The sequence below is a fragment of the Cronobacter sp. JZ38 genome (assembly GCF_008932145.1).
Lineage (GTDB): Bacteria > Pseudomonadota > Gammaproteobacteria > Enterobacterales > Enterobacteriaceae > Cronobacter > Cronobacter muytjensii.
This window is the reverse complement of the sequence record NZ_CP017662.1, coordinates 2,919,532-2,937,587: the sequence shown is the minus strand read 5'-3', so window position 1 is coordinate 2,937,587 and position 18,056 is coordinate 2,919,532. Positions and strand designations below refer to the sequence as shown.

General features: G+C 58.8%; 11 protein-coding genes, 2 tRNA genes and 4 other RNA genes. 9 read left to right on the top strand and 8 right to left on the bottom strand.

What is annotated here, in order from left to right; translation table 11 throughout:
• The first annotated feature begins 4 nt into the window (after window positions 1-4).
• A complete protein-coding gene (gene rutR, locus BJP61_RS14015) occupies window positions 5-643 on the top strand; it encodes an HTH-type transcriptional regulator RutR (protein WP_075193884.1) in 639 nt (212 codons plus the stop codon).
• 59 nt (window positions 644-702) lie between these two features.
• On the opposite strand, the gene putA is transcribed toward rutR, so the two are convergent.
• The gene (gene putA, locus BJP61_RS14010; protein WP_171998571.1) at window positions 703-4,665 is read right to left on the bottom strand and encodes a trifunctional transcriptional regulator/proline dehydrogenase/L-glutamate gamma-semialdehyde dehydrogenase; all 3,963 of its coding nucleotides are present in this window, start codon (window positions 4,663-4,665) and stop codon (window positions 703-705) included.
• Between the two features lie 413 nt (window positions 4,666-5,078).
• On the opposite strand from putA, the gene putP reads away from it, so the two are divergent.
• Window positions 5,079-6,587 carry a sodium/proline symporter PutP gene (gene putP / locus BJP61_RS14005; RefSeq protein WP_038863690.1) on the top strand — a complete coding sequence of 503 codons (1,509 nt, stop codon included), beginning with the start codon at window positions 5,079-5,081 and terminating at the stop codon, window positions 6,585-6,587.
• A 120-nt stretch (window positions 6,588-6,707) separates the two neighbouring features.
• Window positions 6,708-7,133, top strand: coding sequence for a DUF3574 domain-containing protein (locus BJP61_RS14000; protein WP_081642076.1), 426 nt, complete (start codon window positions 6,708-6,710; stop codon window positions 7,131-7,133).
• A gap of 77 nt (window positions 7,134-7,210) precedes the next feature.
• On the opposite strand, the gene BJP61_RS13995 is transcribed toward BJP61_RS14000, so the two are convergent.
• A complete protein-coding gene (locus tag BJP61_RS13995; protein WP_075193887.1) occupies window positions 7,211-8,395 on the bottom strand; it encodes a nucleoside transporter C-terminal domain-containing protein in 1,185 nt (394 codons plus the stop codon).
• Window positions 8,396-8,762: 367 nt separating this feature from the next.
• Between BJP61_RS13995 and efeU the strand changes: the two genes are divergently transcribed.
• From efeU to BJP61_RS13970, 5 genes are all read left to right on the top strand, one after another.
• On the top strand, window positions 8,763-9,593 hold the full coding sequence (efeU, locus tag BJP61_RS13990) for an iron uptake transporter permease EfeU (protein WP_171998570.1): 831 nt from the start codon (window positions 8,763-8,765) through the stop codon (window positions 9,591-9,593).
• Between the two features lie 55 nt (window positions 9,594-9,648).
• Complete coding sequence (gene efeO, locus BJP61_RS13985; protein ID WP_075193889.1) at window positions 9,649-10,776, top strand: iron uptake system protein EfeO; 1,128 nt, start codon at window positions 9,649-9,651, stop codon at window positions 10,774-10,776.
• A gap of 5 nt (window positions 10,777-10,781) precedes the next feature.
• Entirely contained in the window at window positions 10,782-12,065 is a 1,284-nt protein-coding gene (gene efeB / locus BJP61_RS13980) for an iron uptake transporter deferrochelatase/peroxidase subunit (RefSeq protein WP_171998569.1), read from the top strand.
• A 543-nt stretch (window positions 12,066-12,608) separates the two neighbouring features.
• Entirely contained in the window at window positions 12,609-13,397 is a 789-nt protein-coding gene (gene phoH, locus BJP61_RS13975) for a phosphate starvation-inducible protein PhoH (protein ID WP_171998568.1), read from the top strand.
• Window positions 13,398-13,568: 171 nt separating this feature from the next.
• Window positions 13,569-14,270 (top strand): hypothetical protein, encoded by a 702-nt coding sequence (locus BJP61_RS13970; RefSeq protein WP_171998567.1) that lies wholly within the window; start codon window positions 13,569-13,571, stop codon window positions 14,268-14,270.
• Between the two features lie 116 nt (window positions 14,271-14,386).
• Here the strand turns inward: BJP61_RS13970 and BJP61_RS13965 are convergent.
• The 4 genes from BJP61_RS13965 to BJP61_RS13950 all read right to left on the bottom strand — a co-directional run bounded on the left by BJP61_RS13965 (window position 14,387) and on the right by BJP61_RS13950 (window position 15,045).
• A non-coding RNA gene (locus BJP61_RS13965) (RtT sRNA) lies at window positions 14,387-14,529 on the bottom strand.
• Window positions 14,530-14,577: 48 nt separating this feature from the next.
• A non-coding RNA gene (locus tag BJP61_RS13960) (RtT sRNA) lies at window positions 14,578-14,720 on the bottom strand.
• A 48-nt stretch (window positions 14,721-14,768) separates the two neighbouring features.
• Window positions 14,769-14,909: non-coding RNA, RtT sRNA (locus tag BJP61_RS13955), on the bottom strand.
• Between the two features lie 48 nt (window positions 14,910-14,957).
• Window positions 14,958-15,045: transfer RNA gene (locus BJP61_RS13950), tRNA-Ser, on the bottom strand.
• A 246-nt stretch (window positions 15,046-15,291) separates the two neighbouring features.
• Here BJP61_RS13950 and BJP61_RS13945 point away from each other — a divergent pair.
• Window positions 15,292-17,616 (top strand): FdhF/YdeP family oxidoreductase, encoded by a 2,325-nt coding sequence (locus BJP61_RS13945; protein ID WP_171998566.1) that lies wholly within the window; start codon window positions 15,292-15,294, stop codon window positions 17,614-17,616.
• A 126-nt stretch (window positions 17,617-17,742) separates the two neighbouring features.
• Here BJP61_RS13945 and BJP61_RS13940 read toward each other — a convergent pair.
• Together BJP61_RS13940 and BJP61_RS13935 are read right to left on the bottom strand one after the other, a co-directional pair.
• Window positions 17,743-17,885, bottom strand: a non-coding RNA gene (locus tag BJP61_RS13940) — RtT sRNA.
• Window positions 17,886-17,933: 48 nt separating this feature from the next.
• A tRNA-Ser gene (locus BJP61_RS13935) sits at window positions 17,934-18,021 on the bottom strand.
• Window positions 18,022-18,056: the final 35 nt, after the last annotated feature.

Below are 18,056 nucleotides of genomic sequence, written 5' to 3'. Positions count from 1 at the left end.
GCGCATGGCACAAGGCGCGCAAAAAGAGACGGGCAAGCGCTCAAAAGCGGTGGCGGCCAAAAAACAGGCGATACTGGACGCCGGGCTAACGCTGTTTTCGCAGTTTGGCATTCACGGCACCAGCCTTGAGCAGGTGGCGGAGCGCTCCGGCGTTTCTAAAACCAATCTGCTTTACTATTTTCCGTCTAAAGAGGCGCTCTATATCGCCGTGCTGAAGCATATTCTCGATATCTGGCTGGCGCCGCTGCGCGCGTTTCGCGAGGATTTGCAGCCGCTCGCGGCGATTAGTGAATACATTCGCTTAAAGCTTGAGGTGTCGCGCGACTTTCCCGAGGCGTCGCGGCTGTTCTGTCTGGAGATGCTCCAGGGCGCGCCGCTTTTGATGGCCGAATTGCAGGGGGATTTAAAAGCGCTGGTGGAGACAAAATCCGCCATCATTACCGGCTGGGTCGCCAGCGGCAAGCTCGCCCCCATCGACCCGCACCATCTCATCTTTATGATCTGGGCCACCACGCAACACTACGCGGATTTCGCCACCCAGGTGGAGGCGGTCACCGGCGCGACGCTCGCCGACGAGGCGTTTTTCAACCGCACCGTGGAGAACGTCCAGCGCATGATCATTGAGGGGATTCGGGTGCGGTGAGGCCGGTGTTACCGCCAAATAAAAAGGCGCCCGTGGGCGCCTTTTGTATGAGATGAACGTCAGCCGATAGTCATCAGGCTGGCGTTGCCGCCGGCGGCGGCCGTGTTGACGCTGAGCGAGCGCTCCAGCCACAGGCGTTCCAGCAGCAGGTTGGTTTCCCCGCGCCCGAAGCCCTGTACCGAAACAATCGCGCCCTCGCGCGCGGCCACTTTTTCGCACAGCGCGCGCAGCTGATCCGAGTCGCCGTGATAGATAACGGCGTCAAAGAACTGGCTGAACAGCACGTCCGGTTTGGCGAAGTCGATAATCGCGTTCACCGCAGCCGGGAGCTGTTTGGCAAGCGTGCGCTGGAGCGGCTCATCCGCCCACAGCACGCGGCTGCCCGCGCTGGTGACGGCGGCGAGCTGCACCAGCAGATCCTGCTCGTTGTCCGCAAGGCAGAGCACGCGCTCGCGCGGCAGCAGGGTGTAGGTATTGCGCTCGCCGGTCGGGCCTGGCAGGGTGCGCTGCACGCCGCTTTGCGACAGGGCGAGATAGTGCTCGCACAGCGCTTTGAGGTCCGGGCGGCCCGCCGCCCACTCGGTCAGCGCCTGGTGCGGGCGCGTGATGAGCGTTTTCACCTGCGCGTCCTGGGCGTAGCGGGCGTCGTGGCGCTCAAGCGTCGTCTGCACCGCCGCGTCCGGACGGCTCGCCAGCAGGCGGTAGAGATAGAGCGGGCCGCCCGCTTTCGGGCCGGTGCCGGAAAGCCCTTCGCCGCCGAACGGCTGCACGCCGACCACGGCGCCGACCATATTGCGGTTCACATACAGGTTGCCGACGTGCGCGCTGCCGGTTACCTGGGCGATGGTCTCATCGATGCGCGTATGCACGCCAAGCGTCAGGCCATAGCCCGCTTTGTTGATCTGCTCAATCAGCCCCGCCAGGTTGTTGCGGTTGTAGCGCACCACATGCAGCACCGGGCCGAAGACCTCTTTTTTCATTTCATCAAAGCTTTCAAGCTCAATCAGGGTCGGCGTGACAAAGGTGCCGGTCTGCCATTCGCGGGCGTCCACGCTGTTGTCGCGTACCGCCTGGAAGACCTTGCGGCCTTTGGCGCGCATCGTCTGGATATGGCGCTCAATTCCGGCTTTGGCATCGGCATCAATAACCGGCCCGATGTCGGTGGTCAGGCGGCCAGGGTTGCCCATGCGGCACTCCGCCATCGCGCCTTTCAGCATGGTCAGCGTGTGATCGGCGATTTCTTCCTGCAGGCAGAGCACGCGCAGCGCCGAGCAGCGCTGGCCGGCGCTGTCAAAGGCCGAGGCGACGACATCCACGACAACCTGTTCGGTAAGCGCGGAGGAGTCGACAATCATGGCGTTCAGGCCGCCGGTTTCGGCAATCAGCGGCGTCGGGCGGCCCTGCGGGTCGAGACGGTCGGCGATATTGCGCTGCAGGAGCGTCGCCACTTCGGTGGAGCCGGTGAACATCACGCCGCGCACGCGCGCATCGCCCGTAAGCTGTGCGCCCACGGTTTCGCCGCGCCCCGGCAGCAGTTGCACCACGCCCTGCGGCACGCCCGCTTCCAGCAGAAGCTGAATGCCCTGCGCGGCGATAAGCGGCGTCTGCTCCGCCGGTTTCGCCAGCACGCTGTTGCCTGCCGCGAGTGCGGCGGCCACCTGGCCGGTAAAGATAGCGAGCGGGAAGTTCCACGGGCTGATACAGACCACCGGGCCGAGCGGGCGGTGGGTTTCGTTGTCGAAATCGTCACGCACCTGGCCTGCGTAATAGCGCAGGAAATCGACCGCCTCGCGCACCTCGGCGATGGCGTTGGCGAAGGTTTTACCGGCTTCACGCACCAGAATGCCGATGAGCGTCTGGGTCTGGGCCTCCATCAATACTGCGGCGCGCTCAAGGATGGCGGCGCGCTCCTGCGGTGGGGTGGCAAACCAGATAGGCGCGTTATTAACCGCGCTTTCCAGCGCCTGCGCCACTTCCGCTTCGCGGGCGTCGCGGGCGTAACCGACGATATCGCGCGGCTCCGCCGGGTTAACGACCGGCGACAGCTCGCCTTCTTCCACGGCGTTTTCCAGCATCGGCAGCGCGCGCCATTTTTGCAGGGCGCTGTTGAGCAGCGACGAAGAGAGGGAGGCCAGGCGGTGTTCATTCGCCAGATCGAGACCAGCCGAGTTCACGCGGCCTTCGCCGTAAAGATCCTGCGGCAGCGGAATTTTCGGGTGCGGCAGACCGACGCGGCCTTCCTGCGCGGCCAGTTTCTCGACGGCGCTCACCGGGTCGGCCACCAGATCGTCCAGCGACAGGGTGTTATCGGCGATGCGGTTAACAAACGAGGTGTTAGCGCCGTTTTCCAGCAGGCGGCGTACCAGGTAGGCCAGCAGCGTCTCGTGGGTGCCGACCGGGGCGTAAATACGGCACGGACGGTTGAGTTTGCCGTCGGTGATTTTGCCCACCACCTGCTCGTAGAGCGGCTCACCCATGCCGTGCAGGCACTGGAACTCATACTGGCCGGGGTAGTAGTTCTGGCCGGCGAGGCTGTAAATGGCCGCCAGCGTATGGGCGTTGTGCGTCGCGAACTGCGGATAGATCAGGTTCGGCACCGACAGCAGTTTTTTCGCGCAGGCGAGGTAGGAGATATCGGTATAGACCTTGCGGGTATACACCGGATAGCCTTCCAGGCCTTCCATCTGGGCGCGTTTGATTTCGCTGTCCCAGTAGGCGCCTTTCACCAGGCGGATCATCAGGCGACGGCGGCTGCGGGTGGCGAGATCGATTAAGTAGTCGATGACGAACGGGCAGCGCTTCTGGTACGCCTGAATGACAAAGCCGATGCCGTTCCAGCCCGCAAGCTCCGGCTCGAAGCAGAGTTTTTCCAGCAGATCGAGGGAGATTTCCAGGCGGTCAGCTTCTTCAGCGTCGATGTTAATGCCGATGTCATACTGGCGCGCCAGCAGCGTCAGAGATTTGAGGCGCGGGTAGAGCTCCTCCATCACGCGGTCATACTGCGCGCGGCTGTAGCGCGGGTGCAGGGCGGAGAGCTTGATGGAAATACCCGGCCCTTCATAGATGCCGCGGCCGTTGGAAGCTTTGCCGATGGCGTGGATCGCCTGCTGGTAAGAGACCATATAGGCCTGCGCGTCGGCGGCGGTGAGCGCCGCCTCGCCCAGCATGTCGTAGGAATACCGGAAGCCTTTTTCTTCGAGCTTACGGGCGTTGGCCAGCGCCTCGGCGATGGTTTCGCCGGTGACAAACTGTTCGCCCATCAGGCGCATCGCCATATCCACGCCTTTACGGATCAGCGGCTCGCCGCTCTTGCCGATGATGCGGTTGAGCGAGCGCGACAGGCTGGCTTCGTTATGGGTCGAGACCAGACGGCCCGTAAACAGCAGGCCCCAGGTGGCGGCGTTGACGAACAGCGACGGGCTGCGGCCAATGTGAGACTGCCAGTTGCCGTTGCTGATTTTGTCGCGGATCAGCGCGTCGCGGGTGGCTTTATCCGGAATACGCAACAGCGCCTCGGCAAGGCACATCAGCGCCACGCCTTCCTGGGAGGAGAGCGAAAACTCCTGCAACAGGCTCTGCACCATACCGGCGCGACCGGAAGCGGTTTTCTGATTACGCAGCTTCTCGGCGAGGCTCCAGGCGAGCTGATGGGTTTTCTCCGCGACCGGCTGCGGCAGGCGGGCCTGCTCCAGCAGCATCGGCACCGCGTCGGTTTCCGCGCGACGCCAGGCGGCGGTAATGGCCGCGCGGCTCACCGACTGCGGCTGGATCTGCTCGGCGAACTCAAGAAACGGCTGGTGGCTCTCTTCCGGCGGCGCGGCGGCTTCGTCGCTCTCATTGGTGGCGCCGGCCAGCAGCGCGGGCAGTTCCGGCAGGCCGTCGCTGTTTTCCAGCTGCTCAAGATAATTAAAGATGGCCTGCTTAATCAGCCAGTGCGGCGTGCGGTCAATTTTGGTCGCGGCGGCTTTAATACGCTCGCGGGTGGCGTCGTCCAGCTTGACCCCCATCGTGGTGGTGCCCATGCCCTTACTCCTGTGTGTCGCGTCAATATAAGAACGGTGATGTTCGGCAATATCTATCATGTTGCAACTTTGTGCAACCTTGTTAAATGTGACCTCGCCAGCAAGCTTAAAAATGAATGAAATGTTAAATATGAAATCGCTATGACGCGTGGGAGAAAGGGCGGTTATAAGCTCAGAATTCGGGCCTGGTTAACATTTTTATCCGGTGCAACCTGCAAAAGCGTGAGCGAGTGCAACCTCTCAAAAAATGTACAGGTTTCACAGATGCAAAACATGTGAATGATGTGTTAAATCGATTGTGAATAAAAAACGCTTCCGGCAGGATACTGCCGCCACACGATACGACAATAACGCCACCGCTGCGTTCCGGCGGTGATAAACGGGGCGACCCGGTAATAACGCGGAGAAGTGAAATGACGACGAGTACACCGATGCTGGTGACTTTCATTGTTTATATTTTGGGGATGATACTGATTGGGTTTATTGCGTGGCGCTCCACCAAAAACTTTGATGACTACATTCTTGGCGGACGCAGCCTGGGCAGCGTCGTAACCGCGCTCTCTGCCGGCGCGTCGGATATGTCGGGCTGGCTGCTGATGGGCCTGCCGGGCGCGGTGTTTCTCTCCGGGATCTCCGAAAGCTGGATTGCCATCGGGCTGACGCTCGGGGCCTGGATTAACTGGAAGTTGGTGGCGGGGCGCCTGCGCGTTCACACCGAGCACAACAATAACGCGCTGACGTTACCGGATTATTTCACCGGACGTTTTGAAGATAAGAGCCGCCTGCTGCGCATTATCTCGGCGCTGGTGATTCTGCTGTTCTTCACTATCTACTGCGCATCCGGCATCGTAGCGGGCGCGCGCCTGTTTGAAAGCACCTTTGGCATGAGCTATGAAACCGCGCTCTGGGCAGGGGCTGCGGCGACCATCCTCTACACCTTTATCGGCGGGTTCCTGGCGGTAAGCTGGACCGACACCGTTCAGGCGAGCCTGATGATTTTCGCGCTGATCCTCACACCGGTTATCGTGATTTTCGCGGTCGGCGGCCTGGACGATTCGCTGGCGGTGATTAAGCAAAAGAGCATCGAGAATATCGATATGCTCAAGGGGCTGAACCTGGTCGCGATTATTTCGCTGATGGGCTGGGGGCTGGGCTATTTCGGCCAGCCGCATATTCTGGCGCGCTTTATGGCGGCGGACTCTCACCACACCATCGTTCACGCGCGTCGCATCTCCATGACCTGGATGATCCTCTGCCTCGCGGGCGCGGTGGCAGTGGGCTTCTTCGGTATCGCCTACTTCAATAACCATCCGGAACAGGCGGCGGCGGTGAACCAGAACGGCGAGCGCGTGTTTATCGAGCTGGCGCAGATCCTGTTTAATCCGTGGATTGCCGGTATTCTGCTCTCCGCTATTCTGGCGGCGGTGATGTCAACGTTAAGCTGTCAGCTACTGGTCTGCTCCAGCGCCATTACCGAAGACCTCTACAAAGCGTTCCTGCGTAAAGGCGCGAGCCAGAAAGAGCTGGTATGGGTCGGCCGTATGATGGTGCTGGTGGTGGCGCTGGTCGCCATCGCGCTGGCGGCGAACCCGGAAAACCGCGTGCTGGGCCTGGTGAGCTACGCGTGGGCGGGCTTTGGCGCGGCGTTTGGCCCGGTTGTGCTGCTGTCGGTGATGTGGTCGCGCATGACGCGCAACGGCGCGCTGGCGGGCATGATCATCGGCGCGGTAACGGTGATTGTCTGGAAACAGTTCGCGTGGTTTAACCTTTACGAAATCATTCCGGGCTTTATCTTCGCAAGCCTCGGCATCGTGGTGGTGAGCCTGATGGGCAAAGCGCCATCGGCCTCCATGCAGGCGCGCTTTGAAAAAGCGGACGAGGAGTATCACACCCCTGCGCCGTCAAAGCTTCGCGCTAACTAAGCGTCTTATAAAACCCGCCGCCTGGCGGGTTTTTTCTTTCTCATCAATCCTGTAGCTTGCCAGACGCTGCGATTTACGCTGTTATCTTCGCGTTTACCCATAACAAAAAAGGACAGGATGATGGCGATTCGCAAGGTAATGATGTCGATAGCGCTGGCGGCGACGCTTGCAGGCTGCGCCCCGCACGCGGCTGAGCAGGCGCAAACCCCGGCGTGCGCTGCGCAAAACCGCATGACGCAGACCACGCTCTATTTCGGGCTGAACCGGCCAGCCGGGGCGGCTATCACTGAACAGGAGTGGCAGCGCTTTGTGGATAATGACGTGACGCCGCGTTTTCGCGACGGGCTGACCGTCTTTGACGCGCGTGGACAGTGGCTTGGCAACGACGGCAAGGTGGCGCGCGAGCCGAGCAAGGCGCTGATGCTTATCCACGCCAGCGACAGCGCGAGCGAGAAGGGGATTGAAGCCCTGCGCGGGATTTATAAATCGCGTTTCGCGCAGGAGTCGGTGATGCGGGTCGATGAAACCGTGTGCGCGCAGTTCTGAAAAAAGGCGGGGAAGCCCCGCCTTATCTTTACACCGCTATTTCTGGCCGGGTAAACGGAACGCCACCCGGCATTCATTCACAGCACCAATCCCGCAAAACTCGCCGACAGTAAACTCACCAGCGTCGCGCCGTAGACCAGACGCAGGCCAAAGCGCGATACGACGTTGCCCTGCGACTCATTCAGGCCCTTGATAGCGCCCGCCACGATGCCGATAGAGGCGAAGTTCGCAAACGACACCAGAAATACCGACAGGATCCCAAGCCCGCGCGGGGAGAGCGTCGCGGCGATTTTTTGCAGCTCAATCATCGCGACAAACTCATTCGCCACCAGTTTGGTCGCCATAATGCCGCCTGCCGTCAGGGCGTCCGCAGCCGGGATCCCGATAAGCCAGGCGAGCGGGTAAAAAACATACCCCAGCAACTGCTGGAAACTGTGGCCGAACAGCGTCAGAAACAGCGCATTCACCGCGCTGATAATGGCGATAAAGCCGATCAGCATTGCGAGAATAATCATCGCTACCTTAAAGCCCGCCAGAATGTACTCGCCGAGCATCTCAAAAAAGCTCTGGGATTCATGTAGCTTTTCAAGCTTCACCTCCGGCTCGTCCTGCGGGCGTGTCGGGTTGATGACCGACAGAATAATGAAGGTACTGAAAAGATTAAGCACCAGGGCTGCCACCACGTATTTCGCCTCGATCATCGACATATACGCGCCGACAATAGACAGCGACACCGTGGACATCGCCGTCGCGGCCATCGTAAAGAGGCGGCGCGAGGAGAGATCGCCAAGCACCCCTTTATAGGCGATAAAGTTTTCCGACTGGCCGAGGATCAGTGAACTCACCGCGTTAAAAGATTCCAGCTTGCCCATACCGTTGACTTTAGAGAGCAGCGTGCCGATAACGCGGATAAAAATCGGCAGAATACGCCAGTGTTGCAGGATGCCGATGAGCGCCGAGATAAACACGATAGGGCAGAGCACGCCGAGAAACACAAAGGCGAGGCCCTTCTGGCTCATGCCGCCGAAAACGAAGTCGGTACCCTGAGCGGCAAAGTACAACAGCGACGAGAACGCGCCGGCAATTGACTGGATCGCCGCCAGCCCCGCCTGCGCATGCAGGAAGAACCAGGCGAGCGCCGCTTCGATAATTATCAGCTGAAGAATATAACGCAGGCGAATGCTTTTACGGTCAAAGCTTGCAAGCCAGGCAAGCGCGAGTATCGCCACGACGGCGAAAATAAAGTGCAGAATGGTTGTCATAGTTACGCAGGTGTCTGAAAGAAAAATAGTTAGCCACATAAATACCGGCCGGTAAACAGCGCGCTAAGCATAATTTCCCGCATCGTTATCTGGCAAATAGAATAAGAAAAAGCGATGACGGGCTATTCTGGTCATGGCTATTTACAGTGTCTTTTTGGTCAAAAACGCCAGCGAGAACGGCGCGGCAGCGCGCCCGCCTGACAGAGTGGTTTACGCTAGTGACTACTCAACTTCGCAACTTTTACACTTCGTCATAATTATCCCCACATTTCGCTTGTGTTTCTTTTGGTGGTAATGATAATCACTTGCACTCAAGTTTACGTTTCTTTGCATCAGTTGACCTGATTTCACATTTGCAGGTGCCCGAATGTTCGTTCCTTTTCTGATTATGCTGCGTGAAGGCCTCGAAGCGGCGCTCATCGTCAGCCTTATCGCCAGCTATCTCAAGCGCACTCAGCGCGGCAACTGGCTCGGCGTGATGTGGGTCGGCGTGTTTCTCGCCGCCGCGCTCTGCCTGGGCCTCGGTATTTTTATTAATGAAACCACCGGCGAGTTCCCGCAAAAAGAGCAGGAGTTGTTCGAGGGGATCGTGGCGGCCATTGCGGTTGTGATCCTCACCTGGATGGTGTTCTGGATGCGTAAAGTCTCGCGCAACGTGAAAGGCGAACTGGAGCAGGCGGTGGATCGCGCGCTCAAGCGTCCGGGCGGGCACGGCTGGGCGCTGGTGATGATGGTCTTTTTCGCCGTGGCGCGCGAAGGGCTGGAGTCGGTCTTTTTCCTGCTGGCCGCGTTTGGTCAGGATGTCGGTATCTGGCCACCGCTCGGCGCGATGCTGGGGCTTGGCACCGCTGTGGTGCTCGGATTCCTGCTTTACTGGGGCGGCATTCGTCTTAACCTCAGTGCTTTTTTCCGCTGGACCAGCCTGTTTATTCTCCTGGTCGCCGCCGGGCTTGCGGCGGGCGCTGTCCGCGCCTTTCATGAAGCCGGGCTGTGGAACCATTTTCAGGCGGTGGCGTTTGATTTGAGCAATGTGCTCTCGACGCACTCGCTCACCGGCACGCTGCTGGAAGGGATTTTCGGCTACCAGGAAGCGCCGACCGTCAGCGAAGTGGCGGCATGGTTTATCTATCTGATCCCGGCGCTGGCGCTCTATGCGCTGCCAGCGCGCGCCGACGCGCGGATCTCCGGGAACGCCTGATTTTTGCCGCGCCCGTGCGCGACTTAGTTACAACATACTTTTAGAGGGATGGGTCATGACGAAACAACTTCGCCGTAGCGCGCTTTCCGTGACGCTGCTGGCACTTATCAGTTCCGCATTTACCGCGCAGGCGGCCGAGGTTCCGCAGGTGAAAGTCACCGTCAACGACAAACAGTGCGAGCCGATGACGCTCACGGTGAACGCCGGTAAAACCCAGTTCATTATCCTCAACCACAGCCAGAAGGCGCTGGAATGGGAAATCCTTAAAGGCGTAATGGTGGTGGAAGAGCGTGAAAACATCGCGCCGGGCTTCAGCCAGAAGATGACCGCCAACCTTGAGCCTGGCGAATATGACATGACCTGCGGCCTGTTGAGCAACCCGAAAGGTAAGCTTATCGTCAACGCGGCAGGCGGCGAGAAAGCCGCGGCGAACAGCGGCCTGATGTCGCTCGAAGGCGCGGTGACCGACTATAAAGCCTGGGTGACGGTGGAAACCGCCGCGCTGGTCTCTGGCACCAAAGCCTTTACCGACGCGGTCAAAGCGGGCGATATCGAAAAAGCGAAATCCCTGTATGCCCCAACGCGCCAGCACTATGAGCGCATCGAACCTGTCGCTGAACTGTTCTCCGATCTCGACGGCAGCATTGACGCCCGCGAAGATGATTACGAACAGAAAGCGGCGGACCCGAAATTCACTGGCTTCCACCGTCTGGAGAAAGCACTGTTCGGCGATAACAGCGTCAAAGGCATGGAGACGTACGCCGACAAGCTCAACAGCGATGTGCTGGATTTGCAAAAACGGATCAGCGAGCTGGCGTTCCCGCCGGGTAAAGTGGTGGGCGGCGCGGCGGGCCTGATCGAAGAAGTGGCGGCCAGCAAAATCAGCGGTGAAGAAGATCGCTACAGCCATACCGACCTGTGGGATTTCCAGGCGAACATCGACGGTGCGCAGAAAATCGTGAATCTGCTGCGTCCGCAACTGCAAAAAGAGAACGCGCCGCTGCTGGCGAAAGTGGATGCCAACTTCAAAAAAGTGGATGCCATTCTTGCCAAATACCGCACTAAAGAGGGCTTTGAGACTTACGACAAGCTGACCGATGCCGACCGTAACGCGCTGAAAGGGCCGATTACGGCGCTTGCTGAAGATCTCTCCTTATTGCGCGGCGTGCTCGGGCTGGACTAAGCGTTATGCAAGAACATGATAATCACGGCGTGCCGCAACCGGCGCGCCGCCGTCTGCTGAAGGGGCTTGGCGCGCTGACCGGAGCGCTGGCGGTTACTGGCGGTTGTCCGGTCGCGCATGGCGCGCAGACGAAAACCGCGCCCGGTACGCTCTCTCCCGACGCGCGCTCGCAGACGCAGCCGTTTTACGGCGCGCATCAGGCGGGTATTCTGACGCCGCAGCAGGCCTCGATGATGCTGGTGGCATTTGATGTGCTGGCGGCGGATAAAGCCGACCTGGAACGGCTGTTCCGTCTGCTGACCGACCGCATTGCATTTCTGACCGAGGGCGGCCCGGCGCCACAAACGCCGAACCCGCGTCTGCCGCCGATGGATTCGGGCATTCTCGGGCCGGTCATTGCTCCGGATAACCTGACCATCACGGTGTCGCTGGGCCGGTCGCTGTTTGACGAGCGCTACGGGCTTGCGCCGCAGATGCCGAAAAAGCTGCAAAAAATGGAGCGTTTCCCCAACGACTCGCTGGACGCGGCCCTGTGCCACGGCGATTTGCTGCTGCAAATCTGCGCCAATACGCAGGATACGGTTATCCATGCGCTGCGCGACGTCATTAAGCACACGCCGGATCTGCTGAGCGTACGCTGGAAACGCGAAGGGTTTATCTCCGATCACGCGGCGCGCAGCCTCGGTAAAGAGACGCCGGTTAACCTGCTCGGTTTTAAAGATGGCACCGCGAACCCGGATACCCGCAATGCGCCGCTGATGGATAACGTGGTGTGGGTAACGGCGGAGCAGGGCGAGCCCGCGTGGGCAGCAGGCGGCAGCTATCAGGCTGTGCGCATTATCCAGTTCCACGTGGAGTTCTGGGACCGGACGCCGCTTAAAGAGCAGCAGACGATTTTTGGTCGTGACAAGCAGACCGGCGCGCCGCTCGGCATGCAGCATGAGCACGACGTGCCGGACTACAGCAAGGATCCGGACGGCAACGTGATTGCGCTCGACAGCCATATCCGGCTTGCGAATCCACGCACGCCAGAGACCCAGTCCAGCCTGATGGTGCGTCGCGGTTACAGCTATTCGCTGGGCGTGACTCCTTCCGGCCAGCTCGATATGGGCCTGCTGTTTGTCTGCTATCAGCATGACCTGGAAAAGGGTTTTTTAACGGTGCAAAAGCGGCTTAACGGTGAAGCGCTGGAGGAGTACGTGAAGCCTATCGGCGGCGGCTATTTCTTCGCGCTGCCGGGGGTAGCGGATAAATCCCGCTTCCTGGCCGACGGCCTGCTGAAAGCCTGACATAAACCCCGCCCCATGAGGCGGGGTTTTTTATGTTTCATTTGCTAACAATTTTCGCGCGCCTGTGGCAGAGCATTTTCGCGGCAGCTATTCTGTTGATACATTTCTGTAATATTTTTCTGTCATAAAAGAATCATTGTACGGCGGGTCTCAAAAGTTATCTTTTAGTAAATATTATGTTGCAAAGTTGATAATTTTTGTTGTACTTAAAGCGTTAGCGGTAGTTCCCCGACGGTGTCAGCAGTAGCACGATGGAGATCGCGAATGGTAGCGTCCAGAAGTGGACTTAAACGGAATACAACCCGCACCACCCGGCGCGGAGGAGCCTCCTCCGGCAGCGTTATCTCCACCCCCTCAAACACGTTTCAACTTTCTTCCACAGTTCCAGACGATGCGGTAAGCGGTGCGCGTAGCCGTACTACCGCGTCTTTTCGACCGGCAATTCATGGCTTACAAGGAAGCCAAACCTCAAACGTTCGTGCGCATAATCGCGTCCATCATCAGGATGCGGCTCATGTAAACCAACTTAACAAGGTGCCATCCATGGGAAGACAGAAAGCAGTGATCAAAGCTCGTCGTGAAGCAAGACGCGTTCTCAGACGAGACTCACGCAGCCACCGGCAGCGTGAAGAGGAATCGGTCACCACGCTTGTGCAAATGAGTGGCGTAGAAGCAATCGGCATGGCGCGGGATAGCCGCGATCTGTCGCCGATTGCCGCTCGTACCGACGCTCAGGCGCATTATCTTGAGGCTATTGAGAACAAGCAGCTGATATTCGCCACCGGCGAAGCCGGATGCGGCAAAACGTTTATCAGCGCCGCGAAAGCGGCTGAGGCCCTGATTCACAAGGATGTCGACAGGATAATTGTCACCCGTCCGGTGCTGCAGGCCGATGAAGATCTCGGCTTCCTGCCCGGCGATATTTCCGAGAAATTCGCTCCCTATTTCCGCCCGGTCTATGACGTGCTGGTGCGCCGCCTCGGCGCCTCCTTCATGCAATATTGCCTGCGCCCGGAGATAGGCAAAGTCGAGATTGCGCCGTTCGCCTATATGCGTGGACGTACTTTTGAAAACGCCGTTGTGATTCTGGACGAGGCCCAGAACGTGACTGCCGCGCAAATGAAAATGTTTTTGACCCGCCTCGGGGAGAACGTGACCGTTATCGTCAATGGCGATATCACCCAGTGCGATTTGCCGGCGGGCGTGCAGTCCGGCCTGAGCGACGCGCTGGCGCGTTTTGAGGAAGATGAGATGATTGGCATCGTGCGGTTCGGTAAAGCCGACTGCGTGCGCTCCGCGCTCTGCCAGCGAACGCTTAACGCTTACGATTAACGTAACCGATAACAAAAAACCGGCGTCTGGAACGGCGCCGGTTTTTATTTGTCAAGACCCTGCTATTTGCCTGCCTGCATCCTTACCTTTTTTATTCTCTGGTCGATAACCCTTACGCACCGCGCCATAGAAAATGGCCGTAATTAATTACGTTTTGGTAAGGATATCGTTATGAAATCTTCTTTCGCGCTTCCCTTTGCGTTTTGTTCGCTGGCCTTAGGCGGATGCAGTAATACGCCGCCGCCGCCTGTTGAGAAGGTGGTCAACACCAGCACCGTTAAAGGCGAGGGCGGCGCGTTATTGTCGATTCAAAGCTACGAGCAGCTCAGAACCGATACCCATCAGCCAACCGATACGTCGCTGCGCTACATCACGCGCGGCGACACCAGCAAAGTGGTGGCGCTAAAAACCCTGCAGTTTATTGTTGGCCTGGCGGCGGGTGGCGCTCAGGAATCAGGATTTACGAAAGATCAGCTGGTGGGTACGCCGATAACTATGATGCCTAACCCAACGCTGACCTATTTTTCTGATGCTATGAAAAAATCGCTTGAGAAAGATATGGCGAAATTACCTGCCGGAGAGATTAAAAACCCGATAGAGATTCGTCCTTATACCTGGATGCTGGTTTATGAAAACCTCTCCGGAGGCGACAGCTACGAGCTTCACTATCAGACAGCAATCAGACGCACAAAAACGGCGCTTGAAAAAGGTAAAGAAGCGTCCGCCTCGGTGTCGTGTTATCCAGAGGCAGTAAAAGCGCCGCTGGCTCAGTGGCAGGCAAACCATTACCAGAAAGTGACTGAGGTCACGCGCGGTTTTATGGACGCGTGTCTGAAAGATTTTGAAGCCCATAAGGCCGAGTTTCTGCAATAAAAGCGTTTCGCCGGGTTTGGCATCAGACAGGTAAGCGCAGGGCCGCCTGCCATCCGGGCAGGCGCGATATAAATGCAAAAGAGCCTGTACTTGCGTACAGGCTCTTTCTTTGAATATGGCGGTGAGGGAGGGATTGATTCGGCCCGCGGGGCCTCACCCTTCGGGCAGTCGGCTCGCCTGGCTCGCAGACTGTCCCACTGGCTGCGCCAGTGGTCGAACCCGGGTCGAGGCTTCTCATCCCTCCCCGGGGTGGCGAGATATAAATGCAAAAAAGCCCGTACTTGCGTACAGGCTCTTTCTTTAAATATGGCGGTGAGGGAGGGATTGATTCGGCCCGCCGGGCCTCACCCTTCGGGCAGTCAGCTCGCCTGGCTCGCAGACTGTCCCACTGGCTGCGCCAGTGGTCGAACCCTGGTCGAGGCTTCTCATCCCTCCCCGGGCAGGCGAGATATAAATGCAAAAAAGCCCGTACTTGCGTACAGGCTCTTTCTTTGAATATGGCGGTGAGGGAGGGATTGATTCGGCCCGCCGGGCCTCACCCTTCGGGCGGCATGTCCGCAAGCGGCCCTGCCGTCCAGGCGGTAAACCGCCTGTCGAACCCGGGTCGAGGCTTCTCATCCCTCCCTGGGCAGGCGAGATATAAATGCAAAAAAGCCTGAGTGTTAGCTCAGGCTCTTTCTTTGAATATGGCGGTGAGGGAGGGATTCGAACCCTCGATACGTTGCCGTATACACACTTTCCAGGCGTGCTCCTTCAGCCACTCGGACACCTCACCATATTGTCTTGCTGCCTCGCGTAGCGGGGCAACGGGGCGCTACTATAGGGATCTGCATGAAAACGGTCAAGCAGATTTTTTTCTTTCTTATTCGTTCGGTTAAGGGTTAAACGAAATGACGTTTTTGCCCGCTGGTCCGCCCTGGACAGCCCGCCGCGCGGGCGGATAACGCCACGCCTGCTTCGCTTATCCCGATTTCTGTACCAGGCTTAATACACAACAATGAGACAGAAAATGTGGAGCACTATGAAAGAGCGAAATCGTACTATCGGCATCGCGCCCTATGGCGGATCGGCGGGTGGTTGGGGGGCATTAAAAGCCGTTGCTGACGCCATCCGCGGCCAGATGTCGGTGAAGCAGGACGTGATTGCCCTGTTCAAAGTTAATCAGCCGCAAGGATTCGACTGCCCCGGCTGCGCCTGGCCCGATCCGCAGCATGCGTCGTCATTCGAATTCTGCGAAAACGGCGCGAAGGCGGTTTCCTGGGAAGCGACCAGTAAACGCACCACGCCGGAATTCTTCGCGGCGCATCCTGTCAGCGAACTCTGGGAGCGTAGCGCCTTTGAACTTGAAGGCGAAGGGCGCCTGACGCACCCGATGAAATACGATCCGGCAAGCGACACCTACCAGCCCATCGAATGGGAGACCGCATTTCGGGAGATTGGCGAGCGCCTGCGCAGCTATGACGATCCGGACAGCGTGGAGTTTTACACCTCGGGCCGCGCTTCCAATGAGGCTGCGTTCCTGTGGCAGCTTTTCGCGCGCGAATATGGCACCAACAACTTCCCGGACTGCTCTAACATGTGCCATGAACCCACGAGCGTCGGCCTGCCGGAGTCCATCGGCGTCGGTAAAGGGACGGTAGAACTGGAGGATTTCGACCACTGCGATTTGGTGTTGTGCATCGGCCATAACCCTGGCACCAACCATCCGCGCATGCTCGGCACGCTGCGTGAAGTGTCAAAGCGCGGCGCGACGATTGTGGCAATCAACCCCCTGCGCGAACGCGGCCTTGAGCGCTTTACGTCACCACAAAGCCCGATCGAGATGCTGTCGCTAAGCTCCACTGAACTTGCTTCGACGTATTATAAAGTGCGGGTCGGCGGCGACGCGGCGATGCTCAAAGGCGTGATGAAAATTCTGCTCTCAATGCATGAAGAGGCGCTGGCTAACGGCGAGCCGGGCGTGCTTGACGAGACATTTATTCAGGAACATACCGAAGGGTTTGACGCGCTGAAAGCGGATCTCGACGCCACCGACTGGGCGCATATCCTCAAAGTCTCCGGGATGGAGCGCAAGGAAATCCAGAATATCGCGCGCCTGTATGCGAACGCCGAACGCACCATTATCTGTTACGGCATGGGGATCACTCAGCACCAGTACGGCACGCAGAATGTGCAGCAGATCGCCAATCTGCTGCTGTTGCGCGGCAACATCGGCAAAAAAGGCGCCGGAATTTGTCCGCTGCGCGGCCACTCGAATGTGCAGGGCGATCGCACGGTCGGCATCACTGAAATCCCGCCTCAGTCGCTGCTCGACGGCATCGAGCGTGTCTTTGGGTTTAAACCGCCGCAAAAACATGGACACGGCGCGGTGGCGGCGATTCAGGCGATGCGCGACGGCAAGGCCAAAGCGCTGCTCTGTCTGGGCGGCAATCTGGCGGAGGCGATTTCCGACCCGCAGGTGACCTTCCCGGCCATGCGCAATCTCGATTTGGTGGTGCATATGGCGACTAAACTCAACCGTTCGCATCTGTTACTTGGCAAGCATAACTATATTCTCCCGGTGCTTGGCCGCACCGAGACGGATGTACAGGCGTCGGGCGAGCAGAGCATTACGGTGGAAGATTCGATGTCGATGGTGCATGCCTCGCGCGGCATGCTGAAACCGGCGTCGCCGTATCTGCGCTCGGAGCCCGCTATTGTGGCGGGGCTTGCGAAAGCGACCCTGCCAGATACGGTGGTCGACTGGGATAAAATGATAGGCGATTACAGTTTTATCCGCGACGCTATCGAGGCGGTGTTCCCGGCCTTCGCGAATTTCAACGAGCGGGTGAAAAAACCGGGCGGGTTCCGGCTGCGTAATGCGGCCTCGGAGCGTGTCTGGAATACGCCCAGCGGCAAAGCGCAGTTTAAAGTGATGCAGGGGATTAATGAGGATCCGCGGTCGCTGAAGTGTCATGACCTGGTGTTGACGACGCTGCGCAGCCACGACCAGTACAACACGACGCTGTACGGCCTGAACGACCGTTACCGTGGCGTGACGGGGCGGCGCGATGTGCTGTTTATCAATCCGGATGAAGCGGAGAGACGTGAACTGCGCGTGGGCGACCAGGTGAATATCACCGCGCTTGACCCCGATGGCAACCCGACCTCGCGGCGGATGCACAATCTGACCGTAGTGGTTATCGATATGGCGCCCGGCTCGGTCGGCGCGTATTACCCGGAGGCCAACGTGCTGGTGCCGCTCGACAGCCACGATACTCAGAGCGGGATCCCCGCCTACAAGAGCATCCCGATTGCGATGGAGCGCGTCGCCGCGCCGGTCGAAACATCCGGTGCGCGCCGATAGACGGGGGCGTAAGAGCGTTCCATCCATTTTTCCTAAACCCGTGAAGCGGTGCGCGCCTGCCGTTCGGAATAGCGCGATATAAATGCAAAAAAGCCTGAGAGTTAGCTCAGGCTTTTTCTTTGAATATGGCGGTGAGGGAGGGATTGATTCGGCCCGGTGTGCCTCACCCTTCGGGCAGTCAGCTCGCCCGGCTCGCAGACTGTCCCACTGGCTGCGCCAGTGGTCGAACCCGGGTCGAGGCTTCTCATCCCTCCCCGGGGTGGCGCGATATAAATGCAAAAAAGCCTGAGGGTTAGCTCAGGCTCTTTCTTTAAATATGGCGGTGAGGGAGGGATTCGAACCCTCGATACGTTGCCGTATACACACTTTCCAGGCGTGCTCCTTCAGCCACTCGGACACCTCACCATATTGTCTTCCCGACGCTGCGGGACGGGCGCTAA

Coding starts and splice junctions, on each gene's coding strand:
- rutR (WP_075193884.1), top strand. CDS start 5: ATGGCACAAGGCGCGCAAAAAGAGACGGGCAAGCGCTCAAAAGCGGTG.
- putA (WP_171998571.1), bottom strand. CDS start 4,665: ATGGGCACCACCACGATGGGGGTCAAGCTGGACGACGCCACCCGCGAG.
- putP (WP_038863690.1), top strand. CDS start 5,079: ATGACGACGAGTACACCGATGCTGGTGACTTTCATTGTTTATATTTTG.
- BJP61_RS14000 (WP_081642076.1), top strand. CDS start 6,708: ATGGCGATTCGCAAGGTAATGATGTCGATAGCGCTGGCGGCGACGCTT.
- BJP61_RS13995 (WP_075193887.1), bottom strand. CDS start 8,395: ATGACAACCATTCTGCACTTTATTTTCGCCGTCGTGGCGATACTCGCG.
- efeU (WP_171998570.1), top strand. CDS start 8,763: ATGTTCGTTCCTTTTCTGATTATGCTGCGTGAAGGCCTCGAAGCGGCG.
- efeO (WP_075193889.1), top strand. CDS start 9,649: ATGACGAAACAACTTCGCCGTAGCGCGCTTTCCGTGACGCTGCTGGCA.
- efeB (WP_171998569.1), top strand. CDS start 10,782: ATGCAAGAACATGATAATCACGGCGTGCCGCAACCGGCGCGCCGCCGT.
- phoH (WP_171998568.1), top strand. CDS start 12,609: ATGGGAAGACAGAAAGCAGTGATCAAAGCTCGTCGTGAAGCAAGACGC.
- BJP61_RS13970 (WP_171998567.1), top strand. CDS start 13,569: ATGAAATCTTCTTTCGCGCTTCCCTTTGCGTTTTGTTCGCTGGCCTTA.
- BJP61_RS13945 (WP_171998566.1), top strand. CDS start 15,292: ATGAAAGAGCGAAATCGTACTATCGGCATCGCGCCCTATGGCGGATCG.